This is a genomic window from Bradyrhizobium sp. SZCCHNR1098, from assembly GCF_032489375.1.
Taxonomy (GTDB): domain Bacteria; phylum Pseudomonadota; class Alphaproteobacteria; order Rhizobiales; family Xanthobacteraceae; genus Bradyrhizobium.
Genome location: NZ_JAUEXY010000012.1, coordinates 176736 through 190360 on the forward strand (window position 1 = coordinate 176736; position 13625 = coordinate 190360).

13 protein-coding genes are annotated in these 13625 nt (G+C 66.8%); 5 read left to right on the forward strand and 8 right to left on the reverse strand.

Going from position 1 to position 13625, the window contains the following annotated elements; genetic code table 11:
• Positions 1–26 precede the first annotated feature (26 nt).
• A complete protein-coding gene (locus QX135_RS24485) occupies positions 27–776 on the reverse strand; it encodes an aspartate/glutamate racemase family protein (RefSeq protein WP_316177387.1) in 750 nt (249 codons plus the stop codon).
• A gap of 104 nt (positions 777–880) precedes the next feature.
• Positions 881–2356: an amidase gene (locus QX135_RS24490; protein ID WP_316177385.1), complete on the reverse strand. Its 1476-nt coding sequence runs from the start codon at positions 2354–2356 to the stop codon at positions 881–883.
• A gap of 282 nt (positions 2357–2638) precedes the next feature.
• Between QX135_RS24490 and QX135_RS24495 the strand changes: the two genes are divergently transcribed.
• On the forward strand, positions 2639–3226 hold the full coding sequence (locus tag QX135_RS24495) for a LysE family transporter (protein WP_316186371.1): 588 nt from the start codon (positions 2639–2641) through the stop codon (positions 3224–3226).
• A 111-nt stretch (positions 3227–3337) separates the two neighbouring features.
• Here QX135_RS24495 and QX135_RS24500 read toward each other — a convergent pair whose 3' ends face one another.
• Positions 3338–3901, reverse strand: a complete 564-nt coding sequence (locus QX135_RS24500) for a hypothetical protein (RefSeq protein ID WP_315734861.1) — start codon at positions 3899–3901, stop codon at positions 3338–3340.
• Between the two features lie 359 nt (positions 3902–4260).
• Here QX135_RS24500 and QX135_RS24505 point away from each other — a divergent pair, with 359 nt between their 5' ends.
• Together QX135_RS24505 and QX135_RS24510 are read left to right on the forward strand one after the other, a co-directional pair.
• The gene (locus tag QX135_RS24505; RefSeq protein ID WP_316177383.1) at positions 4261–4656 is read left to right on the forward strand and encodes a GFA family protein; all 396 of its coding nucleotides are present in this window, start codon (positions 4261–4263) and stop codon (positions 4654–4656) included.
• Between the two features lie 937 nt (positions 4657–5593).
• Positions 5594–6850 (forward strand): aminopeptidase, encoded by a 1257-nt coding sequence (locus QX135_RS24510; RefSeq protein WP_315734857.1) that lies wholly within the window; start codon positions 5594–5596, stop codon positions 6848–6850.
• A gap of 87 nt (positions 6851–6937) precedes the next feature.
• Here the strand turns inward: QX135_RS24510 and QX135_RS24515 are convergent, their stop codons facing one another.
• Positions 6938–7402 carry a DUF4399 domain-containing protein gene (locus tag QX135_RS24515; RefSeq protein WP_315734855.1) on the reverse strand — a complete coding sequence of 155 codons (465 nt, stop codon included), beginning with the start codon at positions 7400–7402 and terminating at the stop codon, positions 6938–6940.
• A gap of 327 nt (positions 7403–7729) precedes the next feature.
• Between QX135_RS24515 and QX135_RS24520 the strand changes: the two genes are divergently transcribed.
• The gene (locus QX135_RS24520) at positions 7730–8182 is read left to right on the forward strand and encodes a cupin domain-containing protein (protein ID WP_315734852.1); all 453 of its coding nucleotides are present in this window, start codon (positions 7730–7732) and stop codon (positions 8180–8182) included.
• Positions 8183–8244: 62 nt separating this feature from the next.
• On the opposite strand, the gene QX135_RS24525 is transcribed toward QX135_RS24520, so the two are convergent.
• Positions 8245–9063, reverse strand: coding sequence for an MBL fold metallo-hydrolase (locus QX135_RS24525; RefSeq protein WP_315775559.1), 819 nt, complete (start codon positions 9061–9063; stop codon positions 8245–8247).
• 110 nt (positions 9064–9173) lie between these two features.
• Here QX135_RS24525 and QX135_RS24530 point away from each other — a divergent pair, with 110 nt between their 5' ends.
• Positions 9174–10079 (forward strand): alpha/beta hydrolase, encoded by a 906-nt coding sequence (locus QX135_RS24530; RefSeq protein WP_316177380.1) that lies wholly within the window; start codon positions 9174–9176, stop codon positions 10077–10079.
• Between the two features lie 5 nt (positions 10080–10084).
• On the opposite strand, the gene QX135_RS24535 is transcribed toward QX135_RS24530, so the two are convergent.
• From QX135_RS24535 to QX135_RS24545, 3 genes are all read right to left on the reverse strand, one after another.
• Positions 10085–11611 (reverse strand): permease, encoded by a 1527-nt coding sequence (locus QX135_RS24535; RefSeq protein WP_316177378.1) that lies wholly within the window; start codon positions 11609–11611, stop codon positions 10085–10087.
• Positions 11608–12357, reverse strand: coding sequence for an ABC transporter ATP-binding protein (locus tag QX135_RS24540; RefSeq protein WP_315772658.1), 750 nt, complete (start codon positions 12355–12357; stop codon positions 11608–11610). Before QX135_RS24540 ends, QX135_RS24535 begins: the two co-directional genes overlap by 4 nt.
• Before the next feature lie 196 nt (positions 12358–12553).
• Complete coding sequence (locus tag QX135_RS24545) at positions 12554–13315, reverse strand: transglutaminase-like cysteine peptidase (protein WP_316177374.1); 762 nt, start codon at positions 13313–13315, stop codon at positions 12554–12556.
• Positions 13316–13625 lie beyond the last annotated feature (310 nt).

A 13625-nucleotide genomic window follows, 5' to 3' on the forward strand; every position in this document is an offset into this window, starting at 1 on the left:
AGAGCGTTGCGACTCACACGGCCCAACTACCCGTCGCGATGCTCCAGCCGGGCGGCCAGCGCCTCGGGCAAGCCCGTCGTCGGCTTCGCGGCCGGGCGGCGGAAGGTGCCGGCGGTGGCCTTGCGCATCTTCAACGCCAGCAGCGCCTCCGCCTGCTTCACCGCGGCGATCACCTGATCGACCACGGGCACGGGAATGCGGTGCGCGACGCGGGCCGCGAGCCCGGAGAGCGGTGCGCCGGCGAAGATCAGCACGTCGGCCTCGTTCTCCTCCACCGCGCGCAGCGCCAGCTCGACCAGCAGCTCTTCCTTCTCGTGCTGCACGTCGGAGATCTGCTTGAAGCTGCCGTCGAGCATGCGGATGCCGGCGCAGCGCTCCATCAGGCCGTGCATGCGCACGCACTCCTCGTACCAGGGACCCAGCGCCTGCGCGAAGGTGACGATGGCGAAGCGGCGTCCGGCCATGCAGGCGGTCAGCATCGCCGCCTCGGCAAGCCCGATCACCGGCACGTCGAACAGCTCGCGGGCCGCGAACAGGCCGGGATCGCCGAATGCGGCGATGATCGCGGCGTCGAAGCTGCCGTTGCGCTCCGCCAGCATCTCCAGCGCGACGGCGCCGCCGATCTGCGCCTCCGCGCGGGTCGCGATATAGGGCACACCGCGCGGCGCGGTGCAGGGGATTAGGGTCGTGCCGGGCGCGGCGGCGTCGCGGCCGACCTGCAGCATCAGGTCGGTGATGTCGGAGCGGATGTTGGGATTGAGCAGCAGGATGTTCATCGGGCGCGCCTGATGGTCGGAAATGCAAGATTGCCGGAAATGCGAGCGCCTTGTCCACGCCCGGCGCAGCCTATCATGTCATCAGGATCAGGCGCGTGAGTCGCTCACTTGCTGGTCACATGCACGGCCGGCGTCGCGCCGCCGTTCCATTGACCGCCGATCGCGCGCTCGATCTGGGCCGCGAGCTGCAGCAGCAGGCCGTCATCGGCCTGCTTGCCGATCGCCTGGATGCCGAGCGGCAGGCCGTGCTCATTGGTGGCGAGCGGCAGCGAGATCGCCGGGACGCCGCAGAGGTTGGCGAGCGGCGTGAAGGCGAAGTTGCGCCACAGATTCTCGAACCAGTCGAGCACGTCGGGATTGTCGCTGATGGTCAGGTATTCGGTGGTGCCGATCTTCGGCGTCGGCAGCGCCGTGATCGGGGTCAGGATGATGTCCCAGTCCTCGAAGAACGCGCCGAAGGCGCGCGACGTCGTATTGAACACCGCCTGCATCGCCGCACGCTCGGCGAAGCTGGTGCCCTTGCCCGCTTCCCAGATCCGGATGTTGATCGGCTCGATCAGGTCGGCCGGCGGCCGCCCGAGCTTGCGCGCCGCGAGCAGGTTGTTGATGACGATCGCGAAGTTCGAGATGTAGCAGGTGGTCTGCGCCGCGAACGCGTGGCGGTAATCGACGTCGGGCAGCGCGTAGCCGATGTGGTGGCCGAGGCCTTCGAGGAATTTGCCCACACGCTCCAGCTCAGAAGCAATATGCGGCGTGGCGCGGTAGTCGCCCCATTGATGCGACAGCGCGATCCTGAGCTTGCCGGGATCGCGCTTGATCAACTCGACATAGGGCTCCGGCGTGGTCCAATACGGCATGAACTCGCCGGGCGCGCCGCCGCGGCAATGATCGACGAATGCCGCGGTGTCGCGCACGCTGCGCGACTGGCAGCCCTGGATCGAGACCAGGCCGCTTAGATCCGACAGATGCGGCGCGATCGAAAACACGCCGCGCGAGACCTTCAGCCCGATATTGCCGTTGACGCCGGCGGGAATGCGGATCGAGCCGCCGCCGTCGGTCGCATGCGCGATCGGCACCACGCCGGCGGCGACCATTGCCGCACTCCCGGCCGACGAGCCGCAGGTGGTGTAGTCGGTATTCCAGGGGTTGCGCGTGACGTAGACGGCCGGGTTCTCCGCCGAGCTGCAGACGCCGAACTCCGGCGTCGTGGTGCGGCCCATCAGATTGAGGCCGGCCTTGCGCATCTTCGCCGTCAGGTGCGTGTCGGCGGCGGGACGGTTGCCGCGCATGAACAGCGAGCCCTGCTCCTGCAGCCGTCCGGCCATCGTCGGCCCGAGATCCTTCATCAGGAACGGCAGGCCGGCGAAGGGGCCTGCGAGATCGGCGCCGGCCTTGCCCGGATCTTCCACGGCATCGGCGAAGACCTCGACCACGCCGGACAGCGCGGGATCGACTTTTGCGATTGCCTCGGCGGCCTGCCTTGCCAGCTCCGCCGCCGTCAGCTCGCCGCTGCGAACGCGCGCCGCCAGCGCCATGCCATCATGCCGGGCCCACTCGTCCCAGCTCATCGCCAACGTCATCTGTCTTCCGATCCTTGCGCGCCGACCATCGATGCTACGCGTTCGAACGGTGCGATGATCAGGCGCTGTTCCACTTCCGGCGCCGCGAACCTTAGTTTGCACGAGAGCCAAGTCAATCAGTCGCCCTGCATGCTGCCATACGATCCTATCATGCGGCGCGGCCGACGACCGTCCGCAATGAAGCCGACGTACGAGCCGTTCCGGAAAACGGGACCGCAGCCCGCGGCGCCGGACGTTGACGCTCGTCAAGGCCGGCGCATGGCGCGCGTGCTTGATGCGGTCATGGATATCCTGACCTTCGGCGCGGCGGGCGCAGCGCTGCTCGTTACGCCCGGCCCAACGAACACGCTGCTCGCCACTGCCGGTGCGAGTCGTGGCGTGCGCGCCTCCGTTCATCTGCTGCTCGCCGAGCTTGCCGGCTATCTGCTCGCGATCGCGACGCTGCGCATCACGCTCGGTCCGCTCGTCGCGACCGCGCCGCTGGTCGGACAGGCTCTCCGTGTCGTGGTCGTGCTCTATCTGCTGCACCTCGCTGCCGCGCTCTGGCGCCACGGCAGCAGCAGCAGCGCAAGTGATGCGGCGCCGGTCACCCTGCGCGGCGTGTTCATCACGACGCTGTTCAATCCAAAGGCCATCATCTTCGCTTTCACCTTGCTGCCGCTGGAAGGCGATGCGGCGAGCCTATGGCCGTTCTTGGTCGTGCTCGGACTCTCGACTGCGACGATCGGAGGAGCCTGGATCGTGCTCGGCGCGACGCTGCGCTGCGGCCTCGGGCATGTCGTGCCGGCGTCGCTCGGCTATCGCTGCAGCGCTGCGGCCCTGGCGCTGCTGGCCTGTGTAATCCTGGCGCCCGCCCTTGGCGCGCTGTGAACGGTTCCGCTTGTTACTGGTGCTGCCAGCGGACGCGCGCGCAGGCTAGACGACGCGGCCTGCAGCATTCGATCCGGATGCCGCAGGCCGCGTCGCGAAGCTATCAAGGACCTAGTTGAAGGCCATCGGCGCCGCGCTGGCCATCCAGCCGTCCGGCCGCGTGTTGCGGGCGAGCCGCTGGTAGCTCGGCGCACGGGCCTCGCGCGTGACACGAGCCGCCGCGCCGAACATCGCGGAACCGCCATTCGGGTTCACGATCGTGTAGCCGGCGATCGAGCGGGGATGTTCGCGGGTGACGTGGCCGCCGGAATTGCCGTCATGCACATACCAGATGTTGCCGGCGACCTGCTGCTGCAGGATCATGACGTGGCCGGACCGGACGGCAGCCATTCCCGGTGCGGGAGCTGCGCGCGGAAAGCGACGCCAGTTCGATGCGAGATTCAGCTCGGGAACGACCCGGCCGAACGTGTAGAGCGACGCTTCGCAGCCGCAAAAGGCATGCGGACATCCCGATGGGCGGCCGCCGACGACGCGACCTTCGCCGGGAATCGAGGCCATCGCGTTCATGTAGGAGTGGTGACGGTGCGAGTAGTGATGATGATGGTGACGAGGACGCGCCTCGGCTTGAACGGAGAGAGCCAGCAATGCGGCGACGACAATAACAACGCGGTACATTCGGAGGACTCCTGTACGCTGTGAAATCCCCCTGCCGCGCGCCAATCAACGTCTAAACATGTCTTCAAGGTGACCGAATCACCCCTGAGCCATGCAAATGCGGGACGGCGCTGCCCGCTCAGACTGGTTCCAAATCATTCGGAATGATTGACTCTCGACGTCGAGGATGACTCACAACAAATGAATGTTCCGCTTTGGGAAGGTCAGACTACCGACTAACAGCGCGGCGACCGCAACTGGCCTTCAGTCGTCCTGATAGCTGCAAGGATGCAATCAGGATAAGCAATCAGGGCAAGTAACATCCTCCACGCGTGCAGCGCTCTTGGACATTCCGTTCCAGACCACGACAGGAGATCGTCATGACCACGTTCCGCGGCAGCTGCCTCTGCGGCCAGGTCGGCTTCGAGGTCGACGGGCCGTTCGACAAATTCCTCAATTGCCATTGCTCGCGCTGTCGCAAGGCCAGCGGCACGGCGCACTCCTGTGAGGTCATCGTCAAGGCGGCGGCGCTGCGCTGGCTGCGTGGCGAGGCGAACGTCACGCGGTTCGACTTGCCCCGGGCGCGCAGTTTCGCCACCGCCTTCTGCAGCACTTGCGGCAGCCCGATGCCACATCTGACGCGCAGCGGCCGCGAGGCGATCATTCCCGCCGGAGGCTTCGATGAGCCGTTCGGCGCCGTTCCCGATCGCCACGTGCATTGGGCGTCCCGCGCCGACTGGTACGTCGATGGTGACGGGCTGGGCGTCGAGGACTGACACGATCAAGAATGCCGCTCGTCGGGCGACTCATGCCCCTCACGCCGAGATCGGATAAGCCTGTCGAGGCGTCAGATACGCCCGATCGCCGCTGCGTCCGGAATCCGATTTCACGAGCAAGTTCAGGCTGATTTGGGCTGTCCAGTCCCGGCAGAAAAAATATCCCGCTTGGCAATTTCGGAAAATCATGATTGTTTGTCGCTGTCCCGCCTCATCGACGAGGGGCGCTGCGCGGTCGTCACGAAGCGTGGAGGTGGGATGTGATGGGCGGGCCGGTTTGCAGCGTGGTCATTCGCGCGGACGAACAACATCGGCTCGCACGGTCAAGTCGCGTGGTCCTGATACTCCGATGCCAGTATCAAGCCTGCGCCGGCGCCAACGGCGCCGCGTGGGTGACGGTGACCAGAAAGCCCGGCGCACCGGGGAGAATGCGAAGCAGCCGTTAAAGCCATCGCGCAGGGAGGGCCGGATCGTCCGGCTGGACCTGGGGTACCTGCCGCCTGCATTTTTTGAGCAGGCGGGCCACGGGCCTCAGTCGAGGTCCGGCCTTCCCTGCACCCTCGCTTTGGAGAGGGTGACTGCAAGAGCAATGCTCGGACGCGAAAGCGGGTGCGAGGATGAGCTGCCATGCCGGCAAACTTCGTGGCCATCCCGCGCAGTGATGACGCAGTGATAAGGTGACAGGCCACCGAATACTCCCGTGTCGTCCCCGCGAAAGCGGGGACCCATAAACACCGAAGCCTGCGCTGGACCGAGCTGGAGCCACAGCCGCGTATCATCACAGACACCGCGGAGTATGGATCCCGGCGTTCGCCGGGATGACAGCGGAGGATACGGCGAGCGATGACAACGCCGCACGGAAGCCCCTTTCCCATTGACCCCCTTCTCGATTGGCCTATCTCTTCAACACCGCAAAGAAACGGAACTGGATACCCTGATGACCGCACATCCGCGCAACTTCGATGCCGCCATCGATCCCGTCAAGCTCGACCGCCTGGCCGAGGTGGCGGTGAAGGTTGGCCTGCAATTGCAGCCGGGTCAGGATCTGCTGCTGACCGCGCCGTCGGTGGCGCTGCCGCTGGTGCGCAAGGTCGCCGAGCACGCCTACAAGGCCGGTGCGGGAATCGTGACCTCGTTCTTCTCCGACGAGGAGCTCACCTTGGCGCGCTACCGTTTCGGTCATGACAACAGCTTCGATCGCGCCGCCGACTGGCTCTACCAGGGCATGGCCAAGGCATTCTCGGAGAACACCGCGCGGCTCGCCATCGTCGGCGACAATCCGATGCTGCTGTCGGGACAGGATCCGGCCAAGGTGGCACGTGCCAGCAAGGCGAACTCCAAGGCCTACCAGCCGGCGCTGGAGAAGATCACCAATTTCGAGACCAACTGGAACATCATCGCCTATCCGAGCCCGTCCTGGGCCAAGCTGGTTTTCCCGGACGTGCCAGAGGAGGTCGCGGTGGCGAAGCTCGCCGATGCGATCTTCGCCGCGTCGCGCGTCGACCGCGAGGATGCCGTGTCCGCCTGGGAGCGCCACAACGCGGTGCTGCGCGAGCGCACCGGGTGGCTCAACGGCCAGCGCTTCAGCGCGCTGCATTACACCGGACCCGGCATGGACCTGACGATCGGTCTCGCCGACGACCACGAATGGGAGGGCGGCGCCTCGACCGCCAAGAACGGCATCACCTGCAATGCCAACATTCCGACCGAGGAAGTGTTCACGACGCCGCATTGCCGCCGTGTGTCGGGTCACGTCGTCAGCTCCAAGCCGCTGTCCTATCAGGGCACGCTGATCGACAACATCCAGGTCAGGTTCGAGGAGGGCCGCATCGTCGAGGCCAGGGCCTCGAAGGGCGAGGAGGTCCTGAACAAGGTGCTCGACACCGACGAGGGCGCGCGCCGGCTCGGCGAGGTCGCGCTGGTGCCGCACTCCTCGCCGATCTCCAAGAGCGGCCTGTTGTTCTACAACACGCTGTTCGACGAGAACGCCGCCTCGCACATCGCGCTCGGCCAGTGCTACTCGAAATGCTTCATCAACGGCACCTCGCTGTCGCCGGAGCAGATCGCCGCCCAGGGCGGCAACCGAAGCCTGATCCACATCGACTGGATGATCGGCGCGGCCGACACCGACATCGACGGCCTCCATGAAGATGGCCGTCGCGTGCCGGTGTTCCGCAAGGGCGAGTGGGCCTGACGCATGACGGGCCGGCGTCACGCGTGCACCGGCCCGAAACGAGCCGCGAGCGATGCTCGCGGCGGTGTCGTCGTCGGCCGAACGTGCCTACTGCTTGGCGCTGCCGGTGGTGGCCTGCACGTCGATCGTGATCCGCTCCGACATGACCGGCTTGTTGTGCGGGATGTGGCTCCAGTCGCCGAGCACGAGCTGCAAGGTGTGCTTGCCCGGCGTGAGATTGACCGAGGCTTCGGTCTGGCCCTTGCCGAAATGCACGTGGCCGGCATCGACCGGGATCGCCTCGTTGAGCGAGTCGCCCTCGAGAGCGGGCGCGTCGATCAGCAGGTGGTGGTGGCCGGTGTTGGGGGCCTCGGTGCCGGACGGGGCAACGCCCATGCCGGACAGGCCGAAGCGGATCAGGACCGGCGAGGAGACGGTGTCGCCGTCCTTCAGGTTGATGAAGTAGGCCTTGGCGTTGTCGGGGGCGGGCGTTTCGCCCGCCATGACGAGGCTGGCGGTTGCAAGGGTGGCGGCGGACAGCGTGAGGGCGAGTGCGAGGCTCAGTCGGCGCATCCTGGGAAATCCTTATCTCTGCGAAGGCGGCAAATCTTTAAAGGCGACGGCACAACTCAGGATGGGCAGGGCGACCAGAGGGAAGCCTGTCCGCATCTTGCAGTGCGGTCAAACAGTAGATCAGCAGGTTTGGCGAGGCCGCGAACAAATTGCGGCGTTCGCGTGGAGTTTATAGCGCTTGCGTGTTTGTGATGCGACGGCTGGTCGCGGCGATCGGTTCAAATCTTAACGACTTCGGAAAGCAGCCATTAGGTGCAATCGGCTACGGTCGCGGGCTCACGCCGCCGTTCAGCCGGTCATTTCAATCCGATGCATTTGAGGTCCAAGATGTCCCCGTCCTTGATCGAAACCGCCAATCTCGCCGTCGACCTGGCGCCCGCTCCGATCGAGCCGTCCTGGATCATCGAGGGCAGTCCGACCGCGACCTCCTGCACCATCGCACGCAGCAGCGACGGGCTGGGCTCGACCATCGTCTGGCATTGCACCGAGGGCAAGTTCAACTGGTACTACGATTTCGACGAGACGATCCTGATCCTCGAAGGCGCGATCGTGCTGGAGAGCGAGGGCATGCCGGCGAAGCGCTATGGGCCGGGCGACGTGATCTTCTTCCGCGACGGCGCCCATGCCAAATGGCATGTCGAGGGCCACGTCAAGAAGCTCGCCTTCTGCCTGAAGACGCAGCCCTACCTGCTCGGCCTCGCGGTGCGCGTGATCAACAAGCTCAAGCGCATGTTCCTGACGCCGGAAGGCCGCCGCGGCACCAGCCTCGCGGGCGCCTGAGCTCATATTGTCCTGAGCATGATCTTCTCGGAAAACCGGCCTCCACTTTTCCGGATCATGCTCTAGACCCCGTCGAGGATGATCACGGTCGGGACCTGTGGCAGCAGCTCGCGCGACATCTTCAAGCTGCGCTCGGCGCGGCGGTCGATCTCGAACTGCTGGCCGATCTTGCGCATGAACTCGTCGAGCGGCGTCGCGAAGCGGTGCATCGGCAGCACCACGGAGGCGCGCAGCCGCTTGGTGATCTCCGAGATGCCGTCGAGCGACATCGTGTAGGTGCCGTCGATCGGCACCATCACCACGTCGAGCCGGCCGATGGCGGCGAAATGCGTCTCGTCCAGCTTGACGTGCAAATGGCCGAGATGGCCGATGCACAGGCCGGCAACCTCGAAGATGAAGATCGAGTTGCCGTCCTTGATCATGTCGGCGCCGATGGAATCGCTGAAATAGCGGCGGATGTCGGTGGTGATGTTGCGGATCAGCACGTCGCCGATCCGCTCGAAGATCTGGGCCGGCTTGCCGTCGTCGCCCCAGCCGCGCAGCACGTGTGGGATGCGCGGATCGGGCGCCAGCGTGTAATGCGTCGAGTGCGCCCGGTTCATGGTGATCACGTCGGGCAGACGTCCGACTTGATAAGCGCCGCTGTAGTCGGTGGCGATGCGGATGCCCATCGGCGTGTCGATGAAGTAGGTCGAGTGGCCGGCATAGGTGATCGTCACCTCGTTGCCGGCCGCCGCCGTCCGGCGCAAGCTGACGGGCGTGGCGCGCGGCGGGGCGCTGGCCATCGCCAGGCACTCGCTGGTGCGCGGCCCCGATTGCGCCACAGCGGGCGATGCGAACGCGACCAGGACGGCAAGCAGCGAGACCAGCGGGCGCAGCATGGCGGTTCCTCTTCAACAGCGCGTGTGAGTGTAGCGAGGAATCCGGATCAGAACTATCCTCGGCGCGACGTCCGGCTGGACAGGGCGGCGCAACGATGCGGGAGGATGGCATGACGGATCGGGTGTTGCGGCCGCTGCGGGAGATCGATGCAGGCGTGCTCCGCATCGCCTATGTCGAGAGCGGGCCGGCCGTCGGCCCCGTCGTCATCCTGCTGCACGGCTATCCCTACGACATCCACTCCTACGTCGAGGTCGCGCCGCGCCTTGCAGCTCATGGCTGCCGCGTCATCCTCCCCTATGTGCGTGGCTATGGCCCGACGCGGTTCCTCGACGCATCGACGCCGCGCTCGGGGCAGCAGGCTGCGATTGGCGCCGACCTGATCGCGCTGATGGATGCGCTGGTGATCCAGCGCGCGGTGTTCGCCGGCTATGATTGGGGGGGCCGCGCGGCTTGCGTCGGCGCGGCGCTGTGGCCCGAGCGCTGCGCGGGCCTGGTCTCCGTGAACGGCTATCTGATCCAGGACATCGCGCGGGCATTGGAGCCGGCGCCGGTGCCGCGCGAGTTCGCGTTCTGGTATCAATGGTACTTCCAGACCGAGCGCGGCCGCGCCGTGCTTGCCGCCAACCGCGCCGAGATCGCCAGGCTGCTGTGGCAGCAATGGTCGCCGCACTGGCGCTTCGACGACGCGACCTTCGCGCGCGCGGCGAAGGCGTTCGACAATCCCGATCACGTCGACGTCGTGATCCACAGCTATCGCCATCGCTACGGGCTGGCCGATGGGGATCCGCGCTATCAGGAGCTGGAGCGGCGATTGGCGAGCCAGCCCGTCATCACCGTGCCCACGATCACGCTCGATGGCGACGCCGACGGCGTGATCCCGGCAACGGACGGCCACGCGCATGCTGCGAAGTTCAGCAACCGGATCGGCCATCGCGTGATCGCGCGGGCCGGCCACAATTTGCCGCAGGAAGAGCCGGCGGCGTTCGCCGCCGCCGTGATGGAGGTGCTGCGCTGAACGCTTCAGGTTCGTGCCGGCCTCAGCTTCCAGGCTGCGAGCAAGAGGCCCGCGGTCATCAGGCCGCTGACGATGGCAGCCTCGGGCAGCGCGAGCGCCAGTGCAGCGGTCGCCGCCCAGCCGATCGAGGAGAACGCCTCGGCAAAGGTCGCCAGCCGCGACGAGGTCTGGCGGCGGCGGAACTGGCTGCGCCGCGCCTGGATCCGGAACCAGAGCTGGATGGCCGTGGAGGAGACGGTCGCGACCAGAACGGCAACGGCCGTGATCACCGCCTGCGCCGGCGCGACCCAGCCGAGCGCGAGCACGAGAGGCGCGAAGATCACCGCGATCGTGATCAGCACGACCTCGACCTTGGCGCGCACGATGCGCGTCGCCGGCAGCGGCGCCGTCGCCACCAGTTCGGGCGCGTCCTCGCCGGAGACGGTGAGCCAGGCGAGGCCGCCCGCGAGCTGGCCCGCCGCCATCACGACGACCGGCGTGATCAGGAACACCGCCTGCGAGCTGTCGGAGTAGCTGCGCCACAGCAGCAGCGCCGGAGGCACCAGATAGAGCAGTTGCATCAGCGTCTGCGAGATCAGCCAGGGATCGCGCCGCAGCAGCATGAACTCCTTGCGCCGCAGCGCCTGCTGCCGCGAGCCGCCCCGAAACGACCTGACCCGTGCGCCGGCGCGGCTGGAGATGCCCTGGGCCGCGGCGCTGATCGCGGTGTCGGCGAAGCGCGGCGAGAACACCATCATGACGACGCCGAGCAACAGCAGGCCTGCGGCCAGCAGGATCAGCAGCGCCTGGCCGTCGCCGAGCGCCGCGCGGGCCGGCAGCCAAAGGATGCTGTCGGGATCGGGCGCGATGGCGGCCGCCGCATCCGAGGTGAGGATGGCGAAGCGCGACAGCGTGCCGTAGGACACGATCGCGGCGATCTGCAGCACGATGACGAAGCCGGCGCCGATCACGGCGGCCAGGATCTGGGCGACCAGCCGCGTTCGCGCCGGGCCGATCAGGCGGAACAGGACGATCGTGATGGCAATGGCGATCGCCGCTGCCGACAGGCCGACGGCCGCGACCACGACGAACGCCGCGAGCCAGCGTGCGCCGCCCTCGATCAGCAGCACGTTGACGAAGGGCGTCGCGAGCAGCAGCGCCATGCTGGTCACGGAGAGCGCGATCGCCGCGATCCGGACCGAAAAGATCTCGGCCAGCCGCACCGGCGACGACATGATGAGATCGAGGTCGGCGCGCGCGTAGAACACGCGGGTGACGGATTCGATCGCCTGCGACAGCATCAGCGCCCAGGACAGCATGATGGTCGCGGTGATGACGATCAGCGCGGTCTTGTCGAGCGGCAGCTCGAGATCGGCGTAGCGACCGACCACGACCCAGGCCGGCAGATGCATGAGGGCGCCGAACAGCACGAGACCGATGACGGCGGCCCGCGTGCGGCGGCGCCTGCCGGCCGTGATCATGCCGAGCCATTCCCGCCAGGCGAGCCTGAGCTCGTGACGGGCGAACCAGGCGAGCGTCGCCGCCCGCGTCATGCCGCGGACTCGACGTCGACCAGCGCGATGAACAGCTCCTCCAGGCTGGTGTCGGTGCGTCCGTTCTGCTGGCGCAGCTCGGCCAGAGTGCCTTCGGCGAGGACGCGCCCGGCGGCGATCACGCCGATCCGGTCGGCCATGCGCTCGGCGACTTCGAGAATGTGCGTGGTCATGATTACCGTGCCGCCGCGGCGGACGCGCTCGGCGAGCAGGCCCTTGACGTGCCGCGCCGACACCGCATCCAGGCCCGTCAGCGGCTCGTCCAGGATGATCAGCCGCGGGTCGTGGATCAGCGCGCCGGCGAGCGCCACCTTCTGGCGCATGCCCTTGGAAAAGCCTTCGCAGCGCTCGTGCAGATGCGGCTCCAGCCCGAGCGAGGCCAGAAGTTCGGTTGCCGCGTTACTCGAGGTCGCGGGATCGATGCCCCACAGTCCGGCGACGAACTCGAGATATTCGAGCGGCGTGAGCTTGTCGTAGATCATGGGCTCGTCGGAGACCCAGGCCATCACCTGCTTGGCCGCGATCGGGTCGCGCAGCGCATCGATGCCGAAGATCTCGATCCGCCCGGCATCCGGGCGCAGCAGGCCCGCGACCATGCGCAGCGTCGTCGTCTTGCCGGCGCCGTTCGGGCCGACCAGTGCATAGAATTCGCCCGAGCGCACCACGAGGTCGAGCGCATCGACCGCTGGCCGTTCGAAACACTTCGTCAATCCTCGCACGGCGAGGGCGGGGCTGCCTGGGGTCATGACGGCACTATCGCCTCGATCGGTTCGCGTCTGCAATGTGGATGCAACTCGTTGCGGCGCGGTGAACGAGCCGCCGCATCGTGTCCTTCGGTGCCGGCCGGTTCCGTCGGCGCACCGTCCGCATTCCTGCCGTGCTCGTCCCGCGAACTCCCGGCCACGTCTCAAGTTGTGGGCGCGCGGCAACGATGCGCGATCGTCAATGGTTCACGGAAGCCGTCCCCTCAGGCGACAGCGCTCGGACCTCCGCCATCAGGGGCAAGGCCTGATACCGGGAGATGCCGGTCTCGTCGATCACGAACAACGGCCGCACCTGCCGCGCATCGCTGTCCTGGATCATCGCCATGCGCTGATTGTCGAGCATGAGCCAATGCCCGTCGAGGCGCGCCGCCGCGACGGCATGATCCTCGCCCCGGACGACATCGTGCAGGATCACGATCCGCAGATCGTCGGAGGCAATGCCAGCCATCCGAAGTGCGACGAACTTGGCGATCGCGTAGTCCTCGCAGTCGCCGGCACGGCGTTCGAACGTAGCGAGAGGGGAGGCCCACACGTCCACCTGGCCATATTGAGCGAGATCACTGGCCGGCCGGATGGCCAGATTGACCGCGCGATTGATCTCGCCGAGCCTGGCCCGTCCCGCGCGGAGACGGCCCTGATCGATGATCGCCAGCAGGCTGAGGGCGGCGGGGGAGACGCAGCGCTCGCGGTCGCCATCGCACAGTGCAAGCTGCACCCGCTCGTCTTCGAGCTTGCGCGCGAGCGCCAACCACTTGTCGCGCAACGCGCCGGCCTCCAGGCCGACCCGCGGCAGGCCGAATGGCTCGGCCGTATCCTCGATGGCGGTTGCGAACCCCAATGGCTGCGCGACAGGACCGGCGCTCGCTGGGCTGCCGATCCATATGGCGGCGCTGGCGGCCGCGGCCACCAGCGATGCGCGCATCAGCGCGAGAAAATTCATGTGACGCCCCGTGCCCGGATCTCGGCCGGCGCGACGCAGCGCCTGGCGGAACCGGATGCTTGTTGGGGGTCAGCATGGGTGCGGAGGCTTGGCCTCTGCTTAAAACCGGCAATCCGGCGACCAAATCGCAGGATTTACGCTGAACGTTGTGTTGCTCCGATGCGACAAATCCTAGCGAAAGCTGAGCGAGGGTCGCGAAGGTCTGGAGGGTTCGCGGTGAAGTTGTGCTTCGAACTCAGCCGCAGCTCCTGCCAAATTGATGCAATTCGTCGATTCTTGTTCTCCCACCCACAGTCCTCCACTTGAAATC